The sequence below is a fragment of the Klebsiella sp. AqSCr genome (assembly GCF_008452795.1).
Classification (GTDB): Bacteria; Pseudomonadota; Gammaproteobacteria; order Enterobacterales; family Enterobacteriaceae; genus Klebsiella; species Klebsiella pneumoniae.
The window spans coordinates 1,811,020-1,837,519 of record NZ_MJDM01000005.1 but is presented as its reverse complement, the minus strand read 5'-3'; the positions used below and the strand labels follow the sequence as shown (position 1 = coordinate 1,837,519).

Sequence of the window (26,500 nt, the reverse complement as noted above, 5' to 3'; positions counted from 1 at the left end):
TAGTGGGGATTACAGTACCTGTACTGTTTTCACTCTGTCAATAAAAAACGCGCCCGAAGGCGCGTGGCATGACACAACTTAAGTTAAGGATTACTCTTCTTCTTCCACAAAGCCTGCCTCTTTCACCGACGTCGCGGCGCGGCGGGCTTCCCCTTTGTGTTGCACTTTATTGAGCTGCCGTTCCAGCTTGTTGATCAATTCGTTAATGGCGGCGTACATATCTTCATGACGCGCACTGGCAACCAGATGGCCGTTTGGCGTGTTGATGGTTGCATCAGCGATAAAACCCTGCGGCTCCTTAGACAGAATGATGTGCGGGTTGATTAAATGAGTTTGCCACTTATCCAGTTTGGCGAGACGGTCTGCGACATGCTGGCGGATTGCCGGAGTAATTTCCATTTGTTTACTGGTAATGTTCATTGTCATAAATTTTACCTCTTGTCTTTCCCGTCTTGGTGAATCCAGCATACCTTTCCCAATGTCAAAATGTGTGATCTAAATCACATTTTATTGTCACTTTTTGTCAACAAATTCATTTTGTGAGACAGGGCAGGAAGAAGTGAGATTTTACTTGTCGAACCCGATAAAGCAGGCCATATTTGATGAGTTAACCCGGCGCTAAACCGCTTCAGCTCGTCGGGAAACGTATAAAAAAACAGCAGCCAGTGGCTGCCGTTTGCGATCGATGAGTCAGGCTCAGGTGTTCTTGCTGTTCGCGGCGATAATCTTCGCGACTTTGTCCGCCTGAGCGTTCATTTGCATCTGACGATAGGCGTTTTCCATCTTCGGCAGGGCATCGCGGGTGGCCTGGGTATCCGGATAATTACGCATCATCCCTTCCACACGGTTAACCACGGCAACCCATGCGCCACGATCGGTGTAGTAATCCACGACCGACAGCTCATATTTGGCCAGACGATCTTTCAGGAACACCATGCGTTTATAGGCGTCAGTGGCGTACTGGCTGTTCGGATAACCACGCACCAGTTTGGAGAAGTCATTGAAGGCATCGCGCGCGTGCTGCGGATCGCGGTCGGAGCGATCAACGCCGAAGAAGCCCTGCAGCGCGCTGTCATCCAGGGCCATGTTGGTCAGGCCGCGCATATAGATGACATAGTCGATGTTCGGATGGGTGGGGTTCAAACGCATGAAGCGATCGATAGCCGCCTGAGCCAGAGGAAGATCGGCGTTTTTATAATACGCATAAATCAGATCCAGCTGTACCTGTTGGGAATAAGGGCCGAATGGATAACGATTATCCAACGCTTCCAGTTGCGTTATCGCCTGTTTCCAGTTACCGTCCTGCAGTTTTTGCTGGGCGGTCGCGTAGATTTCATTCGGCGGATTATCAGGCACCTCTTCCTTAGAGCCGGAGCAACCCACCAAAGCCAGGCTCAGTGTGGCGGCTGCCACCAGGTATTTCATGCGCGTCATGACGTTTTGACTTCCTCAAAATGTTTATGCGGGAGAATCTCTGTTCCTGCTCCCGATTAAGACCAGCTACAATAGCACACTATATTAAACGGCAAAGCCGTAAAACCCAACGTTAAACGAAGAAGCTGTATATGGCACAACGAGTACAACTCACCGCAACGGTGACCGAAAATCAACTCGGTCAACGCTTAGATCAGGCTTTGGCCGAATTGTTCCCTGATTATTCGCGATCGCGGATAAAAGAATGGATCCTCGACCAACGCGTATTAGTCAATGGCACCATTGGCGATAAACCGAAAGAAAAAGTGCTGGGGGGAGAACGCATCGCTATCGATGTGGAAATCGAAGAAGAGGCGCGCTTCCAGCCGCAGGATATTCCGCTCAATATCGTTTACGAAGATGATGACATCATCGTGATCAATAAACCGCGCGATCTGGTTGTACATCCTGGCGCGGGCAACCCTGACGGTACTGTGCTGAATGCGCTGCTGCACTACTATCCGCCTATTGCCGATGTGCCGCGCGCGGGTATTGTTCATCGTCTGGATAAAGACACCACCGGTCTGATGGTGGTGGCGAAAACCATTCCGGCGCAAACCCGGCTGGTGGAGTCGCTGCAGCTGCGCGAGATCACCCGTGAATACGAAGCGGTGGCGATCGGTCATATGACCGCCGGTGGCACAGTGGAAGAGCCGATCAGCCGTCACCCGACCAAGCGTACCCATATGGCGGTGCATCCGATGGGCAAACCGGCGGTGACCCACTACCGCATTATGGAACATTTCCGCATCCATACCCGCCTGCGTCTGCGTCTGGAAACCGGTCGTACACATCAGATCCGCGTGCATATGTCGCATATCACCCATCCGCTGGTGGGTGACCAGGTCTATGGCGGCCGGCCGCGTCCGCCGAAGGGCGCGTCGGAGGAGTTCATCACCGCGCTGCGTAAATTCGACCGCCAGGCGCTGCACGCCACCATGCTGCGCCTGTATCACCCGATCTCCGGCATTGAAATGGAGTGGCACGCGCCCATCCCGCAGGATATGGTCGAGCTCATCGAGGCGATGCGCGCCGATTTTGAAGCCCATAAGGACGATATTGACTGGTTATGACGAAACTGATTGTACCGCAGTGGCCAATGCCCGGCAGCGTGGCGGCCTGTAGTTCTACCCGCATCGGCGGCGTGAGTCTGCCGCCCTATGACTCGCTCAACCTGGGCGCCCATTGCGGCGACAATCTGCAGCATGTCGAAGAAAACCGGCGGCGGATGTTTGCCGCCGGCGGCTTGCCGTCTTACCCGGTTTGGCTGGAGCAGGTCCATGGCACCGAGGTTCTGACGCTGGACGGCGGACCCTATCCGTCGAAACGCGCGGATGCCTCTTATAGTCGTACGCCAGGGACCGTCTGCGCGGTGATGACCGCTGACTGCCTGCCGGTGCTGTTCTGTAACCGCGACGGCACCGAAGTCGCCGCGGCGCACGCGGGATGGCGCGGCTTATGCGAAGGGGTTCTGGAAGCGACGGTTGCTCGTTTCGCCGATAAAGCCGAAAATATTATGGCGTGGCTTGGGCCCGCCATCGGTCCGCAGGCGTTTGAGGTGGGACCGGAAGTCCGGGATGCCTTTATGGCGAAGGACGAGAATGCGCACCGGGCTTTTCGTTCGGCAGGCGAAAAATATTTTGCTGATATCTACCAACTGGCGCGGCAGCGTCTGGCAAACGTCGGCGTTGAGCAGATTTTCGGCGGCGATCGCTGCACGCTAAGCGAAAAGGATGATTTTTTCTCTTACCGGCGCGACAAGACCACCGGTCGTATGGCAAGTTTCATTTGGCTGATATAACCTAGAGAATCAAGACGATCCAGAAGGCAAACTTATTTTTCACATAGTTCGGGTCTTTAACCTTGAATAATTGAGGGATGACCTCATTTAATCTCCAGTAGCAAATTTGACCTGTTTATGGGAGGAGTTATGCGTCTGGATCGTCTTACCAATAAATTCCAGCTTGCTCTTGCCGATGCCCAGTCGCTCGCACTCGGGCACGACAACCAATTCATCGAACCTCTTCATTTAATGAGCGCCTTGCTGAATCAGGAAGGGGGATCGGTACGTCCTTTATTAACCTCGGCGGGCGTGAATGCCGGGAAACTGCGCACTGACATCGAACAGGCCTTGAGCCGTTTACCGCAGGTGGAAGGCACCGGCGGCGATGTGCAACCTTCTCAGGATTTAGTGCGGATCCTCAACCTTTGCGACAAGCTGGCGCAAAAGAAAAAGGACAACTTTATTTCGTCGGAACTGTTCGTTCTGGCGGCGCTTGAATCACGCGGTACGCTGACCGACCTTTTAAAATCCGCCGGAGCAACAACCGCCAACGTGACTCAGGCGATTGAACAAATGCGCGGAGGGGAAAGCGTGAACGATCAGGGTGCCGAAGACCAACGTCAGGCATTGAAGAAATTTACCGTCGATCTCACCGAGCGTGCCGAGCAGGGCAAGCTGGATCCGGTGATCGGCCGTGATGAAGAGATTCGCCGTACCATTCAGGTACTGCAGCGTCGTACCAAAAACAACCCGGTGCTGATCGGTGAACCCGGGGTGGGTAAAACGGCAATCGTCGAAGGCCTGGCGCAGCGTATCGTCAACGGCGAAGTACCAGAAGGGCTGAAAGGCCGTCGGGTATTGGCGCTGGATATGGGGGCGCTGGTGGCCGGGGCGAAATACCGCGGTGAGTTTGAAGAGCGTCTGAAAGGCGTGCTGACCGACCTGTCCAAACAGGAAGGCAACGTCATTCTATTTATCGACGAACTGCATACCATGGTTGGCGCTGGTAAAGCCGACGGCGCGATGGATGCGGGTAACATGCTGAAGCCGGCGCTGGCGCGTGGTGAACTGCACTGCGTCGGGGCGACGACGCTTGATGAATACCGTCAGTACATCGAAAAAGACGCCGCGCTGGAACGTCGCTTCCAGAAAGTGTTCGTTGCCGAGCCTTCGGTAGAAGATACCATCGCGATTCTGCGCGGTCTGAAAGAACGTTATGAGCTGCACCACCACGTGCAGATCACTGACCCGGCTATCGTGGCGGCGGCGACCTTATCGCATCGCTATATTGCCGACCGTCAGCTGCCGGATAAAGCCATCGACCTCATCGATGAGGCGGCATCCAGCATCCGTATGCAGATTGACTCCAAACCGGAAGAGCTGGACCGCCTCGATCGGCGTATTATCCAGCTGAAACTGGAACAGCAGGCGCTGAAGAAAGAGTCTGATGAGGCGAGCCTGAAGCGTCTCGATATGCTCAACGAGGAGCTGGCGGATAAAGAACGGCAGTACTCGGTGCTGGAAGAAGAGTGGAAAGCGGAAAAAGCGTCGCTCTCCGGCACCCAGACCATCAAAGCTGAGCTGGAGCAGGCGAAAATCGCCATCGAACAGGCGCGTCGCGTCGGCGATCTGGCGCGGATGTCCGAGCTGCAGTATGGCAAAATTCCGGAACTGGAGAAACAGCTGGCGGCTGCCACTCAGTCCGAAGGGAAAACCATGCGTCTGCTGCGTAATAAAGTGACGGATGCTGAAATCGCCGAAGTGCTGGCCCGCTGGACCGGTATCCCGGTCTCCCGCATGATGGAAAGCGAGCGCGACAAACTGCTGCGTATGGAGCAGGAGCTGCATCATCGGGTGATTGGCCAGGATGAGGCGGTTGAAGCGGTATCCAACGCCATTCGCCGCAGCCGCGCCGGGCTGTCCGATCCGAACCGGCCGATTGGTTCGTTCCTGTTCCTCGGTCCAACCGGGGTCGGTAAAACCGAGCTGTGTAAAACGCTGGCTAACTTTATGTTCGACAGCGACGACGCAATGGTGCGTATCGATATGTCCGAGTTTATGGAGAAACACTCCGTCTCGCGTCTGGTCGGTGCGCCTCCGGGATACGTCGGCTATGAAGAGGGCGGTTACCTGACCGAGGCGGTGCGCCGTCGTCCTTATTCCGTCATCCTGCTGGATGAAGTGGAAAAAGCGCACCCGGATGTGTTCAACATTCTGCTGCAGGTACTCGACGACGGGCGTCTCACCGACGGGCAGGGGAGAACGGTCGACTTCCGTAATACGGTAGTCATCATGACCTCGAACCTCGGTTCCGATCTGATTCAGGAACGGTTCGGCGAGCTGGACTACGGACATATGAAGGACCTGGTGCTGGGGGTAGTCAGCCAGAACTTCCGTCCGGAGTTCATCAACCGTATCGACGAAGTGGTGGTCTTCCATCCGCTGGGCGAGAAACATATTGCCTCTATTGCCCAGATCCAGCTGCAGCGTCTGTATAAACGTCTGGAAGAGCGCGGATATGAAGTGCAGATGTCCGATGAGGCGCTGAAGCTGCTGAGCGCCAACGGTTACGATCCGGTATACGGCGCGCGGCCATTGAAACGTGCTATTCAGCAGCAGATTGAGAACCCGTTAGCCCAGCAGATCCTTTCCGGTGAGCTGGTTCCGGGTAAAACCATCGAGCTGGTAGTAAAAGACGACCGCATTGTGGCAGTGCAGTAAATCACAAAACGACAAAAACGAGCCCAGCGGGCTCGTTTTTGTTTAAAAACCAGGCAAGAATTAAAACTCAATACCTGATTTGGTTGAAAAGTGAGCGGTTGAATTCTTTTTTTGAATTTATCCTTGTCACTTCAGAATTACCCCCTATAATGCGCCTCCACTGACACGGAACAACGGCAAACAAGCCGCCGGGCCAGGAGGGTTTTAGCGGTGAAGTTCAGCGCTAAAAACTGACAGAGAAAAGCAAAATAAGGGCTTGACTCTGAATGAGGAAAACGTATTATACGGGACCTCGCAACGGTGAGCTGAAAGCCGCGTTGCAACTGCTCTTTAACAATTTATCAGACAATCTGTGTGGGCACTCAAAGTGACATGGATTCTTAACGTCCTCGGACGAAAAATGAATACCAAGTCTCAAGAGTGAACACGTAATTCATTACGAAGTTTAATTCTTTGAGCATCAAACTTAAATTGAAGAGTTTGATCATGGCTCAGATTGAACGCTGGCGGCAGGCCTAACACATGCAAGTCGAGCGGTAGCACAGAGAGCTTGCTCTCGGGTGACGAGCGGCGGACGGGTGAGTAATGTCTGGGAAACTGCCTGATGGAGGGGGATAACTACTGGAAACGGTAGCTAATACCGCATAACGTCGCAAGACCAAAGTGGGGGACCTTCGGGCCTCATGCCATCAGATGTGCCCAGATGGGATTAGCTAGTAGGTGGGGTAATGGCTCACCTAGGCGACGATCCCTAGCTGGTCTGAGAGGATGACCAGCCACACTGGAACTGAGACACGGTCCAGACTCCTACGGGAGGCAGCAGTGGGGAATATTGCACAATGGGCGCAAGCCTGATGCAGCCATGCCGCGTGTGTGAAGAAGGCCTTCGGGTTGTAAAGCACTTTCAGCGGGGAGGAAGGCGTTAAGGTTAATAACCTTGGCGATTGACGTTACCCGCAGAAGAAGCACCGGCTAACTCCGTGCCAGCAGCCGCGGTAATACGGAGGGTGCAAGCGTTAATCGGAATTACTGGGCGTAAAGCGCACGCAGGCGGTCTGTCAAGTCGGATGTGAAATCCCCGGGCTCAACCTGGGAACTGCATTCGAAACTGGCAGGCTAGAGTCTTGTAGAGGGGGGTAGAATTCCAGGTGTAGCGGTGAAATGCGTAGAGATCTGGAGGAATACCGGTGGCGAAGGCGGCCCCCTGGACAAAGACTGACGCTCAGGTGCGAAAGCGTGGGGAGCAAACAGGATTAGATACCCTGGTAGTCCACGCCGTAAACGATGTCGATTTGGAGGTTGTGCCCTTGAGGCGTGGCTTCCGGAGCTAACGCGTTAAATCGACCGCCTGGGGAGTACGGCCGCAAGGTTAAAACTCAAATGAATTGACGGGGGCCCGCACAAGCGGTGGAGCATGTGGTTTAATTCGATGCAACGCGAAGAACCTTACCTGGTCTTGACATCCACAGAACTTTCCAGAGATGGATTGGTGCCTTCGGGAACTGTGAGACAGGTGCTGCATGGCTGTCGTCAGCTCGTGTTGTGAAATGTTGGGTTAAGTCCCGCAACGAGCGCAACCCTTATCCTTTGTTGCCAGCGGTTAGGCCGGGAACTCAAAGGAGACTGCCAGTGATAAACTGGAGGAAGGTGGGGATGACGTCAAGTCATCATGGCCCTTACGACCAGGGCTACACACGTGCTACAATGGCATATACAAAGAGAAGCGACCTCGCGAGAGCAAGCGGACCTCATAAAGTATGTCGTAGTCCGGATTGGAGTCTGCAACTCGACTCCATGAAGTCGGAATCGCTAGTAATCGTAGATCAGAATGCTACGGTGAATACGTTCCCGGGCCTTGTACACACCGCCCGTCACACCATGGGAGTGGGTTGCAAAAGAAGTAGGTAGCTTAACCTTCGGGAGGGCGCTTACCACTTTGTGATTCATGACTGGGGTGAAGTCGTAACAAGGTAACCGTAGGGGAACCTGCGGTTGGATCACCTCCTTACCTTAAAGAACCTGCCTTTGTAGTGCTCACACAGATTGTCTGATGAAAGTAAAGAAGCAAGGCGTCTTGCGATTGAGACTTCAGTGTCCCCTTCGTCTAGAGGCCCAGGACACCGCCCTTTCACGGCGGTAACAGGGGTTCGAATCCCCTAGGGGACGCCACTTGCTGGTTCGTGAGTGAAAGACGCGTGCCGAACTATCTCAAAACTCATCTTCGGGTGATGTTTGAGATATTTGCTCTTTAAAAATCTGGATCAAGCTGAAAATTGAAACGACACACAGTTAATGTGTGTTCGAGTCTCTCAAATTTTCGCGACACGATGATGTTTTACGAAACATCTTCGGGTTGTGAGGTTAAGCGACTAAGCGTACACGGTGGATGCCCTGGCAGTCAGAGGCGATGAAGGACGTGCTAATCTGCGAAAAGCGTCGGTAAGGTGATATGAACCGTTATAACCGGCGATGTCCGAATGGGGAAACCCAGTGTGATTCGTCACACTATCGTTAACTGAATACATAGGTTAACGAGGCGAACCGGGGGAACTGAAACATCTAAGTACCCCGAGGAAAAGAAATCAACCGAGATTCCCCCAGTAGCGGCGAGCGAACGGGGAGCAGCCCAGAGTCTGAATCAGCTTGTGTGTTAGTGGAACGGTCTGGAAAGTCCGACGGTACAGGGTGATAGTCCCGTACACCAAAATGCACAGGTTGTGAACTCGAAGAGTAGGGCGGGACACGTGGTATCCTGTCTGAATATGGGGGGACCATCCTCCAAGGCTAAATACTCCTGACTGACCGATAGTGAACCAGTACCGTGAGGGAAAGGCGAAAAGAACCCCGGCGAGGGGAGTGAAAAAGAACCTGAAACCGTGTACGTACAAGCAGTGGGAGCACCTTCGGGTGTGACTGCGTACCTTTTGTATAATGGGTCAGCGACTTATATTCTGTAGCAAGGTTAACCGTATAGGGGAGCCGCAGGGAAACCGAGTCTTAACTGGGCGTTAAGTTGCAGGGTATAGACCCGAAACCCGGTGATCTAGCCATGGGCAGGTTGAAGGTTGGGTAACACTAACTGGAGGACCGAACCGACTAATGTTGAAAAATTAGCGGATGACTTGTGGCTGGGGGTGAAAGGCCAATCAAACCGGGAGATAGCTGGTTCTCCCCGAAAGCTATTTAGGTAGCGCCTCGTGAATTCATCTTCGGGGGTAGAGCACTGTTTCGGCTAGGGGGTCATCCCGACTTACCAACCCGATGCAAACTACGAATACCGAAGAATGTTATCACGGGAGACACACGGCGGGTGCTAACGTCCGTCGTGAAGAGGGAAACAACCCAGACCGCCAGCTAAGGTCCCAAAGTCATGGTTAAGTGGGAAACGATGTGGGAAGGCACAGACAGCCAGGATGTTGGCTTAGAAGCAGCCATCATTTAAAGAAAGCGTAATAGCTCACTGGTCGAGTCGGCCTGCGCGGAAGATGTAACGGGGCTAAACCATGCACCGAAGCTGCGGCAGCGACACTATGTGTTGTTGGGTAGGGGAGCGTTCTGTAAGCCTGCGAAGGTGTGCTGTGAGGCATGCTGGAGGTATCAGAAGTGCGAATGCTGACATAAGTAACGATAAAGCGGGTGAAAAGCCCGCTCGCCGGAAGACCAAGGGTTCCTGTCCAACGTTAATCGGGGCAGGGTGAGTCGACCCCTAAGGCGAGGCCGAAAGGCGTAGTCGATGGGAAACAGGTTAATATTCCTGTACTTGGTGTTACTGCGAAGGGGGGACGGAGAAGGCTATGTTAGCCGGGCGACGGTTGTCCCGGTTTAAGCATGTAGGCTGGTTGTCCAGGCAAATCCGGATAATCAAGGCTGAGGTGTGATGACGAGGCACTACGGTGCTGAAGTAACAAATGCCCTGCTTCCAGGAAAAGCCTCTAAGCATCAGGTAACATCAAATCGTACCCCAAACCGACACAGGTGGTCAGGTAGAGAATACCAAGGCGCTTGAGAGAACTCGGGTGAAGGAACTAGGCAAAATGGTGCCGTAACTTCGGGAGAAGGCACGCTGGTGTGTAGGTGAAGTCCCTGCGGATGGAGCTGAGACCAGTCGAAGATACCAGCTGGCTGCAACTGTTTATTAAAAACACAGCACTGTGCAAACACGAAAGTGGACGTATACGGTGTGACGCCTGCCCGGTGCCGGAAGGTTAATTGATGGGGTTATCCGTAAGGAGAAGCTCTTGATCGAAGCCCCGGTAAACGGCGGCCGTAACTATAACGGTCCTAAGGTAGCGAAATTCCTTGTCGGGTAAGTTCCGACCTGCACGAATGGCGTAATGATGGCCAGGCTGTCTCCACCCGAGACTCAGTGAAATTGAACTCGCTGTGAAGATGCAGTGTACCCGCGGCAAGACGGAAAGACCCCGTGAACCTTTACTATAGCTTGACACTGAACATTGAGCCTTGATGTGTAGGATAGGTGGGAGGCTTTGAAGCGTGGACGCCAGTCTGCGTGGAGCCAACCTTGAAATACCACCCTTTAATGTTTGATGTTCTAACGTTGGCCCCTTACCGGGGTTGCGGACAGTGTCTGGTGGGTAGTTTGACTGGGGCGGTCTCCTCCCAAAGCGTAACGGAGGAGCACGAAGGTTAGCTAATCCTGGTCGGACATCAGGAGGTTAGTGCAATGGCATAAGCTAGCTTGACTGCGAGCGTGACGGCGCGAGCAGGTGCGAAAGCAGGTCATAGTGATCCGGTGGTTCTGAATGGAAGGGCCATCGCTCAACGGATAAAAGGTACTCCGGGGATAACAGGCTGATACCGCCCAAGAGTTCATATCGACGGCGGTGTTTGGCACCTCGATGTCGGCTCATCACATCCTGGGGCTGAAGTAGGTCCCAAGGGTATGGCTGTTCGCCATTTAAAGTGGTACGCGAGCTGGGTTTAGAACGTCGTGAGACAGTTCGGTCCCTATCTGCCGTGGGCGCTGGAGAATTGAGGGGGGCTGCTCCTAGTACGAGAGGACCGGAGTGGACGCATCACTGGTGTTCGGGTTGTCATGCCAATGGCACTGCCCGGTAGCTAAATGCGGAAGAGATAAGTGCTGAAAGCATCTAAGCACGAAACTTGCCCCGAGATGAGTTCTCCCTGAGACTTTAAGTCTCCTGAAGGAACGTTGAAGACGACGACGTTGATAGGCCGGGTGTGTAAGCGCAGCGATGCGTTGAGCTAACCGGTACTAATGAACCGTGAGGCTTAACCTTACAACGCCGAAGATGTTTTGGCGGATTGAGAGAATTTTCAGCTCTGATACAGATTAATCGATACGTTGGTGAGACGTGTTGATAAAACAGAATTTGCCTGGCGGCACTAGCGCGGTGGTCCCACCTGACCCCATGCCGAACTCAGAAGTGAAACGCCGTAGCGCCGATGGTAGTGTGGGGTCTCCCCATGTGAGAGTAGGGAACTGCCAGGCATCAAATAAAGCAGAAAGCCCGGTCGAAAGACCGGGCTTTTTGTTTTTGCGTTTAAAAAGAACCCCGTCCCGAAAGGCGCGGGGTTTTTTGCTGTGTGGGGTATATCTCCCCCCGGTGGCGCTGCGCTTACCGGGGCTACAAAAGCGTACCCCGGACAAAGTGCGCAGCACCGCCTCCGGCGAAAATTACGCCATGTTCGCTCCATTATCTCCTTTCAACGCAAAATAAAACCCCGTCATGGCAATCCCTTCGCCATAATCCACTTTTTCCCTGCCCCTGCGCTGGCGATGATCGCGAAAACCGTGCTTGCGAAAAAAAATGTGAATCCAATCACATATAAAAATATAACAATTATATAACATTTAGTTTACTAATTAATTTGTCTGCGTGACGTGGTACGCCCGACAAGACAGATTGCAGTCTTTGCTGGAGCAATATAACAATGACAGAAAGTAGCATTACCGAACGGGGCGCGCCGGAACTGGCCGATACCCGTCGTCGTATTTGGGCAATTGTTGGCGCTTCCTCGGGGAATCTGGTTGAATGGTTTGATTTTTACGTTTACTCATTCTGCTCGCTCTATTTCGCGCACATCTTCTTTCCATCCGGAAATACCACCACCCAACTGCTGCAAACGGCAGGCGTATTTGCCGCCGGATTTCTGATGCGTCCTATCGGTGGATGGCTGTTTGGTCGGATCGCTGACCGCCGGGGACGTAAAACGTCCATGCTTATCTCGGTCTGCATGATGTGCTTTGGCTCACTGGTGATTGCCTGTCTGCCGGGTTATGCGGTGATCGGCACCTGGGCCCCGGCGCTGCTGCTGCTGGCGCGTCTGTTCCAGGGGCTGTCTGTTGGCGGAGAATACGGCACCAGTGCGACCTATATGAGTGAAGTCGCGGTGGAGGGTAAGAAAGGCTTCTATGCCTCCTTCCAGTACGTTACGCTGATTGGTGGTCAACTGCTGGCTGTATTAGTGGTTGTGGCGCTCCAGCAGGTGCTTAGCGATGAAGATCTCCATGCCTGGGGATGGCGTATTCCTTTTGCCCTCGGGGCGGTACTGGCTATCGTCGCGCTGTGGCTGCGTCGCCAGCTGGACGAAACCTCGAAGCAGGAGACCCGGGCGCTGAAAGAGGCTGGCTCATTTAAAGGGTTGTGGCGCAATCGCCGGGCCTTTGCGATGGTGTTAGGCTTTACCGCCGCCGGATCGCTGACCTTCTACACCTTCACCACCTATATGCAAAAGTATCTGGTCAACACGGCGGGCATGACGGCCAGCACCGCCAGCGTGATCATGACCGCGGCGCTGTTCGTTTATATGCTGGTTCAGCCGCTATTCGGCGCCTTCTCGGATAAAGTTGGCCGCCGGACCTCCATGCTGTGCTTTGGCGTGCTGGCGACGTTATTTACCGTGCCTATTCTCAGCGCCTTGCAAAAAGTGAGCTCACCCTATGCCGCCTTCGGCCTGGTGATCTGCGCCTTACTGATTGTCAGTTTCTATACCTCGATCAGCGGCATCCTGAAAGCAGAGATGTTCCCGGCTCAGGTTCGCGCGCTTGGGGTCGGGTTGTCCTATGCCGTCGCGAACGCATTGTTCGGCGGCTCTGCGGAGTACGTCGCGCTGTCGCTTAAGTCGGCAGGGATAGAGCACGCGTTCTACTGGTATGTGACGGTGATGGCCGCCATTGCCTTCCTTGTCTCCCTGATGTTGCATCGCAAAGGGAAGGGGTTGCGTCTGTAACGCTTACTGATGAGCCAACTGCCATACAGCGTAGCCGGTGGTCGCGCCGGCGACATCCCAGGCAAAATCCTTCCAGCTCCAGCCGCTCCCAGCCGGGCGGCTGTCCCAAAGCTCTTTTGAGGCGCCAAGGCTGACGGAAAACATCAGGCCGATAGCGGCGCTGCGGTCCCGGCTGTAACCCTGATGTTGCGCATATTCATTGCCAGCGGCAGAGAGCATCGCTGAGGCCAGAAAATGCTGGGCTTTGTCCTGACCGGACCATGCATCATTTGCCATGTGGCTGCAGCCGGTTAACAGCAGCGAAGCAATCACTAATATCGTACGCATAGCACTTCCAGAAAAAAGCCCCGTCGAGGCGGGGCTGATAGTCAGAGAATACGGCTGATCAGCCGGTCAATGCGGATCCGCCGCAGGCGGCGGATCAGTTTTCGCACTTTCACCGGATAGTCGGCGATACTTTGCAGATCCCGATAATGTTTCACTACCGTGGTGTGGGTGCGGATGAGCTTCAGCTCTTTCTCCCGCATGGCCCCCAGCTGCCGCTTTGGATCGTGGATCAGAATGGCGTTTTCCAGATCGAGCCGCCAGGCGCGCGGGTTCAGGTTGTTGCCAGTGAGCAGCATCCACTCATCGTCAACCCACATGCCTTTCAGGTGGTAGCTGTTATCGTCATCCTTCCACAGGCGGACGATCAGCTGATCGGTATTGACATAATACTGCAGCCGGCTGAGGAAACGCCGCAGGTTGATCTCATACAGATAGGGAAGGGCGCCGATGATTTTAAACGGCTGATCTTCAGGAATGTAGAAATCGTTAGCCGTTTTATCGCCGACAATAATCTCCACCTGTTTTCCGTCGCGCAGCAGCTGGATGATATTTCTTACCAGTACGGCAGGGAGGTTGAAGTAGGGGGTGCAGATCGTCAGCTTGTGTTCGGCACAGGGCATCAGGTGAAAGATGGTTTTATTCAGCAGGCTCGATTTACCCAGGCCTACCAGCGGGGTGACGGAGAGTTCTTCGTCACCAGCGGTGCCGACAAAATGGTAGCTGCGGTCGCGGAGCTCCTGACGGTACTGGCGAATGTCGTTTTTGATTTCCGGGCTTCTTGGCCGATCCGGTCTGTCGAGACGGTTAACGCCGCGCCCCTGAACCAGATTGTTGTCGACCCAGTCGAACATGATGTCCGCCATTTTGCCGTTACGGATGCACTGATAGCGATCATAGCGATACTTATCATGCTGATGCAGATAAACATCATTCAGGCTGGCGCCGCTGTAGAGGACGCAGTCATCAATAATAAAGCCTTTGAAATGGAGAACGCCGAGCGCCTCCCGGGTGTTAATCGGCACGCCGTAAACGGGGATATCTACCCCTGGATTTTCATTGGCCATCCGACAATACCAGTCGGCATTGGTATTAGAGGCGGCGGCGCCGATACGGCCACGCTGAGCGCGGTGCCAGTCCACCAGAACGCGGACATCCAGTTCCGGACGCTGGCGTTTGGCGTCATAAAGGGCCTGCAAAATTCCTTTTCCGCCATCATCTTGCTCCAGATAGAGCGCAATAATGCATATACGCTGAGTGGCGTGGGCAATCCGGGTCAGTAACGCTTCCCTGAATTCCGCAGGGGCGTAAAAGAACTCTACATCATCAACTGACTGAGAAAGCTTAGGGAGTTGGGCAAGGTGTTGTTGATGTTTATTACGCTTAAATTTTGACAACATCACAGTGCGTTTCTTCTCTGTTTATTGAAGGGTCTTCTGTACCATGCAGACGACGTAAGCGGGCAATAATACCATTACTACCCGCTAATGTGGTCAACAATTGCGGTCAGCGTCGCGCGATTATCCCTGATTCAGGGGCAGCGACAGGCTGACAATCCCATCTTCCAGCTGAATATCGACGGTGAATCCCAGCTTTCTGGCGAGGCCTATCATGCCTCGGTTATTTGGCATCGTAATACCATTAAGGCGCTGCAGGCCATGGCTTTGCGTATAGGCGATCAGCTTTTCCAGCAACCTTCGCCCCAGGCCTAACCCTTTTAAATCTGAACGGACCAGAACGGCAAACTCGGCGTCAATATTATCGGGATCGGAGATCGCCCGCGTCACGCCGAGGATCTCGCTCTTCTCTGCGCTGGTCCTGACGGCAACGAACGCCATTTCTCGATCGTAGTCGATCTGGGTCATATTGGCTAAGTCGTCATGGGTAAATTCGTTGATCTCACTAAAATAGCGATAATAGAGATCTTCTTTGGTGACCTGGGCGATAAATGCGAGCAACTGTGGCTCATCTTCCGGGAGGATCGGCCGGAACAGACAGCGATCGCCATTTTTCATCACCACCCACTCCTCCAGTTGGTGCGGATAGGGACGAATAGCGAGACGGCTTTCACTGTCGCCGCTGAAGGGAGCAAGCCCCAGGGTAACGTCCAGCGCCGTAAACTCGTTGCCGGAGGCGAGCAGGGGATGAATATCCAGGCGCTGGATCTCCGGGCAGTCGACGATCAGGTTCGAGACCTGAACCAGCAGCTGGCTTAAGCCAGCGATATCCAGCGGGCGCAAGGCGCTGCGGCCGCGGATCTTCTTATTTTTGATCGCCTGGATCACCAGATAACGCGCCAGGTTCATATTCAGCGGCGGCAGCGCCACGGCGGCCTGGTCCTCGGCCCGCCACTCCACGCCGCCCTCGCCCAGCATAATCAACGGGCCGAAGACGGGATCGTGCTCAACCACTACTCTTAGCTCCTGGGCGCCAGCGCGATTGGCCATGCTTTGCACCAGCAATCCATGAATGCGCGCCTGGGGCCAGGCCAGTTTGACGCGATCGATCATCGCATCTGCAGCCTGCTGCACCTCGGCGGCGGTACGCAAATAGAGCATGACCCCCTGTACTTCTGATTTGTGCGGGATATCCGGAGAACGCAGCTTCAGCGCAACCGGATAGCCTATCTGCTCAGCGATATGCACCGCTTCCGCGCTGTCAGCGGCAATCCAGGTTGGCAGCGTGTGGATGCCATAGGCCCGAAGCACCGGGCTGACCTCGTGAGTATCCAGCGTGGTGGCGCCGTCTTCTATCGCTTGCTGCAGCAGAGCATGCGCCTCGCTGGTATTGGCGGTTAAGGAGTCTGGTAGCACCGGCGTCTCGCGCAGTTGTTTCTGGTTGCGACGGTATTCCACCATATGCATAAAAGCGGTGATCGTGCCCTCCGGCGTACGGTAGGTAGGGAGGCCGGCATCGCTGAATAAACGTCGCGCTTCCTGCGAGGAAAATTCGCCGCACCAGTTGGTCAGTACGGTGACATATTTACCGCGCGGATGATGCTTCAGAGCGTCAATCAGGGCCAGGGCACTCTCGGTGCCCGGCGCGGCGGCGCTGGGAGAGTGGATCACCAGCAGCGCGTCATAGTCCTGACTGTTGAGCAAAACATTCACCGCCCGCTGATAGTGTTCGCTACTGGCGTCATCGCGTAGATCCAGCGGGTTGGCGATCTCCACGCCAACCGGCAACGCCTGGCGCAGGGCGTCGCGCGTCTCCTCGCTGAGAGTCGCCAGCTTACCGTTTCGCAACCAAAGCTCATCCAGCGCCAGCGCCGCCGGCGCCGCACCGTTGCTGACGATCATCAGTTTTTCACCGCGCAGCGGGCGCATGTGGCTGAGGGTTTCCACCGCAGAGAACAGCTCATGGGTATCCTGCACCCGCAGCAGACCAGCGCGCTGAATGGCCGCATCCCATGCCGGGTCCATCCCGGAATTGGCGTGCAATAGCTTCTGCGCCGCCGGACTACGGCCGCTTTTAATCACCAGGATAGGTTTGTTTCGCGAAGCGCTGCGCGCGGCGGAGACAAAGCGGCGCGCGTCGCTGAGATGCTCGAGGTACAGCAAAATGGCGCTGGTCTTGCTGTCGCGGGCCAGAAAGTCCAGCAGGTCATCGACATCAATATCCAGGCTATCACCCAGGGCGATGAAGTAGGAAAAACCCATCTCGCGCTGTTGCGCCCAGTCAAGGATAGTATTGGAGACGGCGGCCGACTGCGAGATAAAGGCCAGTTTACCGCGATGGATCGGCACCGGTGAAAAGCTGGCGTTCAGCCCTTGCCATGGGGCCAGCAGTCCGAGACTGTTGGGGCCGAGCAGACGCATCTGATAGCGCGCGGCGCATTCGAGCAGCGCCGGGTACTGTTCCGGCTGCGAAGAGAGGATGATGCAGGTCTTGCAGCCTTTTTGCCCTAAGGCTTCGAGCAATTCGAGATTACGCCTGGCGTTAGTACAGAGCACCGCCAGATCCGGGGTAAACGGCAGGCTCTCGATGGTAGGCCATGCCAGTACCCCAAGAACCGCCTTCCAGGCGGGGGTGACCGGCATCACCGGGCCATTGAAGCCGCCGGCTAACAGGTTGCGCATCATGAGATAGCCAGCGCGCTGCGGCTTCATTGATGCGCCAATAACGGCGATGGACTTTGGTCGCAGCAGCGCTTCCAGGCCTCGTTGGCTCATACCGGTCTCCTTTCATCCCAGTGACCGAATGATTTTAAACGTTTTCCACCTGGCCCGCTGTGATACTGCCCTTATGCTGGGTTTTTCCCGCCAGATAGCGGGTCCGGAAGCGGGTGAAGTGCTCGCCAAGCGCAGCGGCGGCCGGGGCATCGCCCGCCAGATCCAGCAGGGCGATGGCCACTTCCGCGGTACAATATTGTCCGTCGGCGTGCGCCTCGCGTAGATGGTAGGCAGAGATGCGCGACAGATCGACGGAGATAATCGGCAGCGCGTCGAGATAAGGACTCTTACGGAACATTTTGCGCGCTTCGGTCCAGGTGCCGTCGAGCATGATAAACAGCGGCGGTTTACCGGACGGCGGCGCGCTCAGGACCTGGCGATCCGGCCCGGCATAGGAGGCCGGAAATACGACCATGGGCTGATAATCAGGATGGGCGACCAGATCGAGCAGCGCCTGCGGCGGTTCGGTACGCGACCACTGAAACGCTTCGGTATCTGGCAGAATATCGGCGATGAGCCGGCCAGTGTTGCTGGGCTTCATCGGTTCCGTATCAAACATCACCAGGCAGAAGCGGCTGGCGGCCTGCGCCGAGGTTAACGTGGCGCACAGGCACTGCTTGAGCGGCAGCAGACAGCGCTGGCAGCGGCGGATGCGATTGCCGCGCGCAAGGAAAGGGCGGGTAGCTCGCGCGAGACGTTCGGCGCGCAGGCGAAGGACAGCGTTATCAGTCATGGGAGTCGATAGTGAAAAACGCTATTGTCGCAGAGGTGAAAACGGGGCACAAGCGGTGCCCCGGAAGGGTTATTGTTGGCCGGCTTCGTTAAGCCAGCTATCGAATGGCGCTTTTGGCACTGCGCCATTGAGCATGTCGATCACTTCGCCATTTTTGAACATCATAATGGTCGGGATGCTGCGGATACGAAACCGGGCGCTAAGCTCACGTTCCGCTTCGGTGTTGACTTTCACAAAACGCATCTTCCCGCTACGCTCTTCCGCGACGTCTTCAAAGATCGGCGCGAAGCTACGGCAGGGTCCGCACCATGGCGCCCAGAAATCGACAACGACCGGCAGATCGTCTTTCAAGAGTTTATCCAGCGTTGCCCCGGTCGCGTTGATGACGTCGCCATCAAAAAGATCGTGACCGCAGCGTCCGCACTTTGCGCCATCCGCGCTACGATCGTCCGGGAGGCGGTTCAGAGCCTGACAACTGGCACAAACGGTATTCATAACTAACCTCTGGTTATGGGTTGCAACGTGGCACGTGGCCGATATGTTTCTGTGATGTTACATATTATCGATGAAGTGTTATTTGAGGACAATGCGTTTTGTTCGATGAGTGCAATAGAGGCCGGCTTTTAAACGAAATCATGGCGAAGCGATGGCACATCGGGTAATCTGCGCGCTTCGCGCAGCGCAGGTGGAGAAAATTGATGAGCGACGAACTGAAAAATAAAAGCGGCAAGGTCAAAGTGATGTATGTCCGCAGTGATGATGATTCTGACAAACGCACCCATAACCCACGTACCGGGAAAGGGGGAGGTCGTCCAGGAAAATCTCGTGTTGACGGCCGCAGCCGCCCTGCGCGTGACGAACGAAACAGCCGCGGCGACGATCGCAAACGTGACGACCGTAAGCGTGACGATCGCAAACGCGATGATTTTCATCGCGACGATGCGTCTCCGTGGCGTACCGTTTCCCGCGCTCCTGGCGATGAGACGCCGGTAAAAGAAGATCACGGCGGGATCAGCGGGAAGAGCTTTATCGATCCGGAAGTGCTGCGTCGTCAGCGTGCGGAAGAGACCCGCGTATATGGCGAAAACGCCTGCCAGGCGCTGTTCCAGAGCCGTCCGGAAGCTATCGTTCGCGCCTGGTTTATTCAGAGCGTGACGCCGCGCTTTAAAGAGGCGCTGCGCTGGATGGCGGCCAACCGTAAGGCCTATCACGTGGTGGACGAAGCCGAGCTGGCGAAAGCCTCCGGCACCGAGCACCACGGCGGCGTCTGTTTCCTGATCAAAAAACGCCACGGCACTTCTGTTGCTCAATGGGTCGCGAAGGCCGGGGAAGAAGATTGCGTTCTGGCGCTGGAAGATGTGGGTAACCCACATAATCTCGGGGCGATCATGCGCAGCTGCGCGCACTTTGGCGTGAAGGGCGTGGTGGTTCAGGATGCCGGCGTGCTGGAGTCCGGGGCGGCGATCCGTACGGCGGAGGGCGGTGCGGAGCATGTTGAACCGATCACCGGCGACAGCTTTATCGATACCCTCGATCAGTTCCGCAAAGCGGGCTACGCGATTGTCTCAACGTCCAGCCATAATGGTACCCCGCTGTTTAAAGCCGAGCTGCCGAAGAAAATGGTGCTGGCGTTAGGCCAGGAACGTGATGGTCTGTCCGATGCGGCGATTTCCAGCGCCGATCTCAGCGTTGCCATCGACGGTACCGGCAACGTTGAAAGCCTGAACGTCTCTGTGGCGACCGGTGTCCTGCTGGCGGAATGGTGGCGTCAGAACAAGGCGTGATTCGCCTGCCTGAATGCAAAAAAGCCAGCTGATGCTGGCTTTTTTTATGGCTGTCAATCACTCGCTTTCAGCGGGAAGGACCGGCATCCAGTCGATCGGCGTTTCGCCGCGGTCAACCAGCCACTGGTTGGTCTGTACGAAATGATTGCAGCCAAAGAAGCCGCGATGCGCAGAGAGCGGTGATGGATGCGGCGCCTTCAGCACGCAGTGGCGCTGACGATCGATAATCGCGCCTTTCTTCTGCGCATGAGAGCCCCACAGCAGAAAAACTACTCCCTCGCAATGCTCATTGATTAAAGCGATAACCTTATCGGTAAAGGTCTCCCAGCCCAGACTGGCGTGCGAGTGCGCCTGTCCGGCGCGGACGGTCAGGACCGTATTCAGCAGCAGCACGCCCTGTCGTGCCCAGCTTTCGAGATAACCGTGGGTGGGGCGGGTAAAGCCGGGGATCGTGGCCTCCAGCTCTTTATACATATTCAGCAACGAAGGCGGGATCGCGACGCCCGGACGAACTGAGAACGCCAGACCATGGGCCTGACCCGGGCCGTGATAGGGGTCCTGGCCGAGAATGACGACTTTGACATCGCCCAGTTCAGTAAAGCGAAACGCATTGAAGACGTCTTTTTGCGGTGGATAGATGGTGATCCCGGACTGGCGCTCTTCGGCGACGGTCTTCAGAGTATTGAGAAAATAGGGTTGTTGCTTTTCATCCGCCAGCACGTCATGCCAGGTTAAAGGGGTGGTCATCTTGCTCTCCTGCAAAAGGGTCATCGCTATAGCTTAACGGCTTCTTTCTATAGAACAAAATCGGCACGGCTTGATGCCGGCTTTTATGCAAAAAAAATTGAAAATTTACAAAATTATTTATAGCTCACAATGGCGTAACTTGATGTAAAACAATAAAAACCTCCTATACCCACGTTGGGTGAGTGGTTTTTATTGATTTATATCAAGGAGTGCCGAGGGTGCGGCTGATATATATACACTCATACAACAATGGTTTTACCAATTGGCCGCGAAGAGGCCAAAATCGAATAAACACTGCCTGGGAGGCATCAAATGATTACTGGTATCCAAATTACTAAAGCGGCAAACGACGACCTGCTCAACTCTTTCTGGCTGCTGGATAGCGAAAAAGGCGAAGCGCGCTGCCTGTGCGCCAAAGGTGGTTTTGCGGAAGATGATGTGGTTGCGGTAAGCAAACTGGGTGAAATCGAATACCGTGAAATCCCGGTGGACGTGAAACCGGAAGTGCGCGTCGAAGGCGGTCAGCACCTGAACGTTAACGTGCTGCGTCGCGAAACCCTGCTGGACGCGGTTGAGCATCCGGAAAAATATCCGCAGCTGACCATTCGTGTTTCCGGCTACGCGGTACGCTTCAACTCTCTGACGCCGGAACAGCAGCGCGACGTTATCGCCCGTACCTTTACCGAAAGCCTGTAAGGCTAACGCCAGATGTGAAAACGCCGGGATATCCCGGCGTTTTTTTTACTCATCGCTGGACGCTGATGGCGTCCCGGCCGCGCTTGGCTTCCGGCGCTTACCGATATTTTTCGTATCGCGGTGGCGCTTCTTCACCCGCGGTTTCTCTTTTTCATCTTTTTTCTTCTGCGCACGCTTCGCCAGCACTTTCTTCGATGGCTTACCCGTCAGCTTCTCGCTCGGCGCACGGGTCGTCGGGCGCAGTTCATCGATAACTCTGGCTTTCAACGGCTCTTCAATATAGCGACCAATCTTACCCAGCAGCAGGTGGTCATGAGCCTCGACCAGAGAAATGGCGGTCCCTTTTTTACCGGCGCGGCCGGTACGACCGATACGGTGCAGGTAGGTATCCGCGGTACGCGGCATATCGAAGTTAAAGACGTGGCTGACGTCCGGAATATCGATACCGCGGGCAGCGACGTCGGTGGCGATCAGCACGTTGACGCGGCCGTCGGTCAGGCGCTTGATAGCTTCGTTTCGCTTGGCCTGCACCATCTCGCCTTCCAGCCAGCAGGTGTTAATCCCGGCCTCACGCAGCCAGTTAGCCAGCTCATGCACGCGCTCACGCTTACGCACAAACACGATAGCACGGGTGGCTTCCGGCTGTTGCAGCAGATTCACCAGCAGTTTGGTTTTATGTTCGATATCGTCGGCGCGGTAGTACCACTGATGGATTTTCTTACGCTCGCGGGTTGACGGATTGGCGGAAACTTCAACCGGCTCCTCCAGCAGACGCTCAGCAAAGTCTTTGATCGCATCGCCTTCCAGCGTCGCGGAGAACAGCATAGTCTGCTTGCGCCAGCGAGTTTCACCGGCGATGGTTTCGATATCCTGGGCAAAACCCATATCCAGCATGCGGTCGGCTTCATCGAGGATTAGGGTCTCGACGGCGCGGCAGTCGAAATTCTCTTCTTTAATATATTGCAGCAGGCGACCGGTGGTGGCGACTACGATGTCCTGGTTTTCGCTGAACACTTCCGCGTGGTTCATGTACGCCACGCCGCCGGTAATGGTAGCAATGTCCAGATGGGTATGCTTCGCCAGCTCGCGGGCGTGGTCGGCCACCTGCATCGCCAGCTCACGGGTCGGCGTCAGGATAAGAATGCGCGGCGGGCCGGATTTCTTACGCGGGAAATCGAGCAGGTGCTGCAACGCTGGCAGCAGATACGCCGCCGTTTTACCGGTGCCGGTCGGCGCTGAACCGAGAATGTCACGGCCATCGAGCGCAGGCGGAATAGCGGCGGCCTGAATGGCTGTCGGGCGAGTGAAACCTTTATCCTGGAGGGCTTCCAGCAGGTTTTCGTCGAGTTCAAGTTCGGAAAAAGTCGTTACAGTCATGTTCTACCTCTGAGTGGGCCGCCGATTATAGACGTTACTGACGTAATGTTCATCTGTTTGTAAGGCTATCTGTTCTCCGGTATTGTGCATAGCCTGAGGTTCAGGAGTTTTTGTCGGCAAGGTTATTGAGGATGTCTCAGTCGAAGTTTGCGCTGCCGCGCAATGGTTTTACCTTCAAACGGTTCTTTGTCGCTCACGATCGCTGCGCCATGAAGGTGGGTACCGACGGCATTTTGCTGGGCGCCTGGGCGCCGATTGCCGGAGTGAAGCATGTGCTGGATATTGGCGCGGGCAGCGGCCTGCTGGCGCTGATGCTCGCGCAGCGTACCGGAGATGATGTGCATGTCGAGGCGGTAGAACTGGACGAAGAGGCCGCCGCTCAGGCGCGGGAAAACGCCCTCGCGTCGCCGTGGGCTTCGCGGATTGAGGTCTGGCAGGCCGATATTCATCAGTGGCAGCCGTCGCAAACTCGACGCTATGAACTGATAATCAGTAATCCGCCCTTTTTTGCCGAAGGCGTGCCATGCGCGACCTCGCAGCGAGAGCAGGCGCGGTACACCACGACGCTCGATCACGCCTCCCTGCTGACCTGTGCCGCAGAGCATATTACCGAAGAAGGTTTTTTTTGCGTGGTGTTGCCGGTGGATATTGGTAATGCGTTCATCGAACGGGCAAGGGCGATGGGCTGGCATCTGCGACTGCGTACTGACGTGGCGGAGACCGAGCTGCGACCGCCGCATCGGGTGCTGCTGGCTTTCTCCCCGACGGCAGGGGAGTGTTTCAGCGACAGGCTGGCGATCCGCGGGCCAGAGCAGCAATATTCGGAAGGCTTTACCGCTCTGACCGAGGACTTTTATCTCTTTATGTGAGCCAGGGGCGAGAGTATCGACGGGCCGCTGTCAGGCAGCGGCTGCGGATAGTCGAGGGTATAATGCAGACCGCGGCTCTCCTTACGCAACATCGCGCAGCGTACGATAAGCTCCGCCACCTGCACCAGATTGCGCAGTTCCAGCAAATTATTCGAGACGCGGAAGCGGGCGTAATACTCATCCAGCTCCTGTTGGAGCATGGTAATGCGCCGCAGGGCGCGCTCCAGCCTGCGGGTGGTGCGCACAATCCCCACGTAATCCCACATCAGCAGGCGCAGTTCGTGCCAGTTGTGCTGGATAACCACCAGTTCATCCGGGATCTCCACCTGACTTTCATCCCATGCTGGCAGCGTGGCGACCTTCTGGGCGAGCGGCAGGCGCCGGGTAATATCCTCCGCGGCGGACCAGCCATAGACCAGGCACTCCAGCAACGAGTTCGACGCCATACGATTCGCGCCGTGCAGCCCGGTGTAGCTAACTTCGCCGATGGCGTATAAACCATCGACGTCGGTGCGGCCATTATCATCCACCATCACGCCGCCGCAGGTGTAATGCGCGGCGGGGACGACCGGCACCGGATCTTTGGTTAAATCAATTCCCAGGCCGAGCAGCTTTTCATAAATCATCGGGAAATGCTGGCGAACAAACGCCTCGGGTTTATGGCTGATATCAAGGAACATGCAGTCCACGCCCAGGCGCTTCATTTCATGGTCGATGGCGCGGGCGACGATATCGCGCGGGGCCAGCTCGCCGCGCTCGTCAAAGTCCGGCATAAAGCGGGTGCCATCCGGGCGTTTAAGGTGGGCGCCTTCGCCGCGCAGCGCTTCAGTAAGCAGGAAATTACGCGCCTGGGGGTGATATAGCGCGGTGGGGTGGAACTGGTTAAACTCCAGATTCGCCACCCGACATCCCGCCCGCCAGGCCATTGCAATCCCGTCTCCGGAAGAAACGTCGGGGTTAGTGGTATATTGATAAACCTTCGCGGCCCCGCCGGTAGCGAGTACTACGGCTTTCGCGCTGCAGGTTTCCACCCGCTCTTTATTACGATTCCAGATCCATGCCCCGACCACCCGGCGGGTGCCCGGCAGGCCAATCTTATCCGATACGATCAAATCGACGGCATTGCTGCGCTCAAGGATGCGGATATTAGGATGGGCAAGCGCTTTATCGACCAGCGTCGTCTCTACCGCTTTGCCGGTGGCGTCGGCGGCGTGAAGAATGCGCCGATGGCTGTGCCCCCCTTCGCGCGTGAGATGATAGCTCTCTTCGCCATTGGCCTGGACCTGGGTGTCAAACAGCACTCCCTGATCGATAAGCCACTGGACGCATGATCGGGCATTGCTGGCGACGAAAGTGACCGCATGACGATCGCAGAGTCCCGCGCCGGCGATGAGGGTATCTTCGACATGGGATTCAATACTGTCCGTCTCATCGAAGACGGCGGCAATCCCACCCTGGGCGTAGAACGTCGAACCTTCGCTGATCGGCCCTTTACTCAGCACGGTCACCGAACTGTGCTCAGCCAGGCGCAGGGCAAGGGAAAGACCGGCAGCGCCGCTGCCGATAATCAACACATCACAAGAGAAGTCAGGAGTGGTATTCATTGTCTTTGTTTAATTTACTAAACACATTTAGCTCACAATAGCACCGGTCCGTGAGGAATCGTACAATTTTTTTGTCTGCTGTTGTGACGGCTAAACAAAAGGCGAACGGAAACGGCGTCTTGCGCGCTGAAAATGAGACGCGGGGCAGGTTGATGGCATTGGATTTTATAGTGAAATAAACGGCGTGTTACGATACCCTTCAGACGGGCCTGCGCTTTTTCTTATTGACTTACCTATCGTTTAGCAACCTGGGCATATAATGATTGATAACGATCTGCCGCCGTTGCCAGACAAAAAACAAAAAGCGTAACGGAACTTTATTGTTTTCATGCACTCCAACAGTCAGCTTGCTCATAATGCAGATTTTGGGTGGTGTTTTGAAGACGCATGGGAATTGGGTTTGGGGAGACATTACCTCGGATGAGCGAGCAGTTAACGGATCAGGTCCTTGTTGAACGGGTCCAGAAAGGAGATCAGAAAGCGTTTAATTTGCTGGTAGTGCGCTATCAGCATAAGGTCGCGAGCCTGGTTTCCCGCTATGTACCGCCGGGCGATATCGCTGACGTTGTTCAGGAATCGTTCGTTAAGGCATGGCGTGCGCTGGACTCTTTCCGGGGAGATAGCGCTTTTTACACCTGGTTATACCGTATCGCCGTCAACACGGCGAAGAATTATCTGGTTGCTCAGGGGCGCCGTCCGCCGTCCAGCGATGTTGACGCCAACGAGGCGGAAAACTTCGAAAGCGGCGGGGCGTTGAAAGAAATTTCGAACCCTGAGAACTTAATGTTGTCAGAAGAACTGAGACAAATAGTTTTTCGTACCATTGAATCGCTCCCGGAAGATTTACGCATGGCAATTACGTTACGGGAGCTGGATGGCCTGAGCTATGAAGAGATAGCCGCTATCATGGATTGTCCGGTTGGGACGGTGCGTTCGCGTATCTTCCGGGCGCGAGAAGCTATTGATAATAAAGTTCAACCGCTTATCAGGCGTTGACGATAG

19 protein-coding genes, 1 tRNA gene and 3 rRNA genes are annotated in these 26,500 nt (G+C 55.3%); 13 read left to right on the top strand and 10 right to left on the bottom strand.

Annotation, left to right across the window (positions count from 1 at the left end; genetic code table 11):
* Positions 1-90: 90 nt before the first annotated feature.
* Together raiA and bamD are read right to left on the bottom strand one after the other, a co-directional pair.
* On the bottom strand, positions 91-426 hold the full coding sequence (gene raiA, locus BHE81_RS12870; protein WP_002914111.1) for a ribosome-associated translation inhibitor RaiA: 336 nt from the start codon (positions 424-426) through the stop codon (positions 91-93).
* A gap of 270 nt (positions 427-696) precedes the next feature.
* Positions 697-1,434: an outer membrane protein assembly factor BamD gene (gene bamD / locus BHE81_RS12865; protein WP_004145664.1), complete on the bottom strand. Its 738-nt coding sequence runs from the start codon at positions 1,432-1,434 to the stop codon at positions 697-699.
* A 131-nt stretch (positions 1,435-1,565) separates the two neighbouring features.
* Between bamD and rluD the strand changes: the two genes are divergently transcribed.
* From rluD to BHE81_RS12825, 8 genes are all read left to right on the top strand, one after another.
* Positions 1,566-2,546: a 23S rRNA pseudouridine(1911/1915/1917) synthase RluD gene (gene rluD, locus BHE81_RS12860; RefSeq protein ID WP_002914110.1), complete on the top strand. Its 981-nt coding sequence runs from the start codon at positions 1,566-1,568 to the stop codon at positions 2,544-2,546.
* Positions 2,543-3,274 (top strand): purine nucleoside phosphorylase YfiH, encoded by a 732-nt coding sequence (gene yfiH / locus BHE81_RS12855; protein WP_023301575.1) that lies wholly within the window; start codon positions 2,543-2,545, stop codon positions 3,272-3,274. Before rluD ends, yfiH begins: the two co-directional genes overlap by 4 nt.
* Before the next feature lie 129 nt (positions 3,275-3,403).
* Positions 3,404-5,977: an ATP-dependent chaperone ClpB gene (clpB, locus tag BHE81_RS12850; protein WP_004150973.1), complete on the top strand. Its 2,574-nt coding sequence runs from the start codon at positions 3,404-3,406 to the stop codon at positions 5,975-5,977.
* Between the two features lie 468 nt (positions 5,978-6,445).
* Positions 6,446-7,985: ribosomal RNA gene (locus tag BHE81_RS12845) — 16S ribosomal RNA — on the top strand.
* A gap of 85 nt (positions 7,986-8,070) precedes the next feature.
* Positions 8,071-8,146: transfer RNA gene (locus BHE81_RS12840), tRNA-Glu, on the top strand.
* 190 nt (positions 8,147-8,336) lie between these two features.
* Positions 8,337-11,238, top strand: a 23S ribosomal RNA gene (locus BHE81_RS12835).
* A gap of 96 nt (positions 11,239-11,334) precedes the next feature.
* A 5S ribosomal RNA gene (rrf, locus tag BHE81_RS12830) occupies positions 11,335-11,450 on the top strand.
* The 16S, 23S and 5S rRNA genes sit together here with 1 tRNA gene alongside, the layout of an rRNA operon.
* 443 nt (positions 11,451-11,893) lie before the next feature.
* Entirely contained in the window at positions 11,894-13,192 is a 1,299-nt protein-coding gene (locus tag BHE81_RS12825; RefSeq protein WP_004144368.1) for an MFS transporter, read from the top strand.
* Positions 13,193-13,195: 3 nt separating this feature from the next.
* Here BHE81_RS12825 and BHE81_RS12820 read toward each other — a convergent pair whose 3' ends face one another.
* From BHE81_RS12820 to trxC, 5 genes are all read right to left on the bottom strand, one after another.
* Entirely contained in the window at positions 13,196-13,519 is a 324-nt protein-coding gene (locus BHE81_RS12820; protein ID WP_004888435.1) for a YfiM family lipoprotein, read from the bottom strand.
* 41 nt (positions 13,520-13,560) lie between these two features.
* Complete coding sequence (gene pssA, locus BHE81_RS12815; RefSeq protein WP_002914094.1) at positions 13,561-14,916, bottom strand: CDP-diacylglycerol--serine O-phosphatidyltransferase; 1,356 nt, start codon at positions 14,914-14,916, stop codon at positions 13,561-13,563.
* 120 nt (positions 14,917-15,036) lie between these two features.
* Positions 15,037-17,688: a bifunctional acetate--CoA ligase family protein/GNAT family N-acetyltransferase gene (locus BHE81_RS12810; protein WP_004149373.1), complete on the bottom strand. Its 2,652-nt coding sequence runs from the start codon at positions 17,686-17,688 to the stop codon at positions 15,037-15,039.
* 34 nt (positions 17,689-17,722) lie between these two features.
* The gene (tapT, locus tag BHE81_RS12805; protein WP_002914092.1) at positions 17,723-18,421 is read right to left on the bottom strand and encodes a tRNA-uridine aminocarboxypropyltransferase; all 699 of its coding nucleotides are present in this window, start codon (positions 18,419-18,421) and stop codon (positions 17,723-17,725) included.
* A 69-nt stretch (positions 18,422-18,490) separates the two neighbouring features.
* Positions 18,491-18,916, bottom strand: coding sequence for a thioredoxin TrxC (gene trxC / locus BHE81_RS12800; RefSeq protein ID WP_002914091.1), 426 nt, complete (start codon positions 18,914-18,916; stop codon positions 18,491-18,493).
* A 203-nt stretch (positions 18,917-19,119) separates the two neighbouring features.
* Between trxC and BHE81_RS12795 the strand changes: the two genes are divergently transcribed.
* On the top strand, positions 19,120-20,205 hold the full coding sequence (locus BHE81_RS12795; RefSeq protein WP_002914089.1) for a tRNA/rRNA methyltransferase: 1,086 nt from the start codon (positions 19,120-19,122) through the stop codon (positions 20,203-20,205).
* A gap of 57 nt (positions 20,206-20,262) precedes the next feature.
* Here the strand turns inward: BHE81_RS12795 and ung are convergent, their stop codons facing one another.
* Positions 20,263-20,952, bottom strand: coding sequence for a uracil-DNA glycosylase (ung, locus tag BHE81_RS12790; protein ID WP_002914088.1), 690 nt, complete (start codon positions 20,950-20,952; stop codon positions 20,263-20,265).
* Between the two features lie 312 nt (positions 20,953-21,264).
* On the opposite strand from ung, the gene grcA reads away from it, so the two are divergent.
* The gene (grcA, locus tag BHE81_RS12785) at positions 21,265-21,648 is read left to right on the top strand and encodes an autonomous glycyl radical cofactor GrcA (RefSeq protein ID WP_002914084.1); all 384 of its coding nucleotides are present in this window, start codon (positions 21,265-21,267) and stop codon (positions 21,646-21,648) included.
* 45 nt (positions 21,649-21,693) lie between these two features.
* On the opposite strand, the gene srmB is transcribed toward grcA, so the two are convergent.
* Complete coding sequence (gene srmB, locus BHE81_RS12780; RefSeq protein ID WP_002914082.1) at positions 21,694-23,025, bottom strand: ATP-dependent RNA helicase SrmB; 1,332 nt, start codon at positions 23,023-23,025, stop codon at positions 21,694-21,696.
* 131 nt (positions 23,026-23,156) lie between these two features.
* On the opposite strand from srmB, the gene trmN reads away from it, so the two are divergent.
* Positions 23,157-23,894 carry a tRNA(1)(Val) (adenine(37)-N(6))-methyltransferase TrmN gene (trmN, locus tag BHE81_RS12775; RefSeq protein ID WP_002914079.1) on the top strand — a complete coding sequence of 246 codons (738 nt, stop codon included), beginning with the start codon at positions 23,157-23,159 and terminating at the stop codon, positions 23,892-23,894.
* Here trmN and nadB read toward each other — a convergent pair.
* Positions 23,879-25,498 (bottom strand): L-aspartate oxidase, encoded by a 1,620-nt coding sequence (nadB, locus tag BHE81_RS12770; protein ID WP_004144357.1) that lies wholly within the window; start codon positions 25,496-25,498, stop codon positions 23,879-23,881. The two genes, trmN and nadB, sit on opposite strands and share 16 nt — an antisense overlap.
* A 328-nt stretch (positions 25,499-25,826) precedes the next feature.
* On the opposite strand from nadB, the gene rseD reads away from it, so the two are divergent.
* Together rseD and rpoE are read left to right on the top strand one after the other, a co-directional pair.
* Positions 25,827-25,922, top strand: coding sequence for a rpoE leader peptide RseD (gene rseD / locus BHE81_RS29135; protein WP_121980491.1), 96 nt, complete (start codon positions 25,827-25,829; stop codon positions 25,920-25,922).
* A complete protein-coding gene (gene rpoE / locus BHE81_RS12760) occupies positions 25,919-26,494 on the top strand; it encodes an RNA polymerase sigma factor RpoE (protein WP_002914074.1) in 576 nt (191 codons plus the stop codon). Before rseD ends, rpoE begins: the two co-directional genes overlap by 4 nt.
* Positions 26,495-26,500 lie beyond the last annotated feature (6 nt).

What these genes read in the sequence shown, in the direction of transcription:
- raiA (WP_002914111.1), bottom strand. Translation starts at nt 426, where the DNA reads ATGACAATGAACATTACCAGTAAACAAATGGAAATTACTCCGGCAATC.
- bamD (WP_004145664.1), bottom strand. Translation starts at nt 1,434, where the DNA reads ATGACGCGCATGAAATACCTGGTGGCAGCCGCCACACTGAGCCTGGCT.
- rluD (WP_002914110.1), top strand. Translation starts at nt 1,566, where the DNA reads ATGGCACAACGAGTACAACTCACCGCAACGGTGACCGAAAATCAACTC.
- yfiH (WP_023301575.1), top strand. Translation starts at nt 2,543, where the DNA reads ATGACGAAACTGATTGTACCGCAGTGGCCAATGCCCGGCAGCGTGGCG.
- clpB (WP_004150973.1), top strand. Translation starts at nt 3,404, where the DNA reads ATGCGTCTGGATCGTCTTACCAATAAATTCCAGCTTGCTCTTGCCGAT.
- BHE81_RS12825 (WP_004144368.1), top strand. Translation starts at nt 11,894, where the DNA reads ATGACAGAAAGTAGCATTACCGAACGGGGCGCGCCGGAACTGGCCGAT.
- BHE81_RS12820 (WP_004888435.1), bottom strand. Translation starts at nt 13,519, where the DNA reads ATGCGTACGATATTAGTGATTGCTTCGCTGCTGTTAACCGGCTGCAGC.
- pssA (WP_002914094.1), bottom strand. Translation starts at nt 14,916, where the DNA reads ATGTTGTCAAAATTTAAGCGTAATAAACATCAACAACACCTTGCCCAA.
- BHE81_RS12810 (WP_004149373.1), bottom strand. Translation starts at nt 17,688, where the DNA reads ATGAGCCAACGAGGCCTGGAAGCGCTGCTGCGACCAAAGTCCATCGCC.
- tapT (WP_002914092.1), bottom strand. Translation starts at nt 18,421, where the DNA reads ATGACTGATAACGCTGTCCTTCGCCTGCGCGCCGAACGTCTCGCGCGA.
- trxC (WP_002914091.1), bottom strand. Translation starts at nt 18,916, where the DNA reads ATGAATACCGTTTGTGCCAGTTGTCAGGCTCTGAACCGCCTCCCGGAC.
- BHE81_RS12795 (WP_002914089.1), top strand. Translation starts at nt 19,120, where the DNA reads ATGAGCGACGAACTGAAAAATAAAAGCGGCAAGGTCAAAGTGATGTAT.
- ung (WP_002914088.1), bottom strand. Translation starts at nt 20,952, where the DNA reads ATGACCACCCCTTTAACCTGGCATGACGTGCTGGCGGATGAAAAGCAA.
- grcA (WP_002914084.1), top strand. Translation starts at nt 21,265, where the DNA reads ATGATTACTGGTATCCAAATTACTAAAGCGGCAAACGACGACCTGCTC.
- srmB (WP_002914082.1), bottom strand. Translation starts at nt 23,025, where the DNA reads ATGACTGTAACGACTTTTTCCGAACTTGAACTCGACGAAAACCTGCTG.
- trmN (WP_002914079.1), top strand. Translation starts at nt 23,157, where the DNA reads ATGTCTCAGTCGAAGTTTGCGCTGCCGCGCAATGGTTTTACCTTCAAA.
- nadB (WP_004144357.1), bottom strand. Translation starts at nt 25,498, where the DNA reads ATGAATACCACTCCTGACTTCTCTTGTGATGTGTTGATTATCGGCAGC.
- rseD (WP_121980491.1), top strand. Translation starts at nt 25,827, where the DNA reads ATGCACTCCAACAGTCAGCTTGCTCATAATGCAGATTTTGGGTGGTGT.
- rpoE (WP_002914074.1), top strand. Translation starts at nt 25,919, where the DNA reads ATGAGCGAGCAGTTAACGGATCAGGTCCTTGTTGAACGGGTCCAGAAA.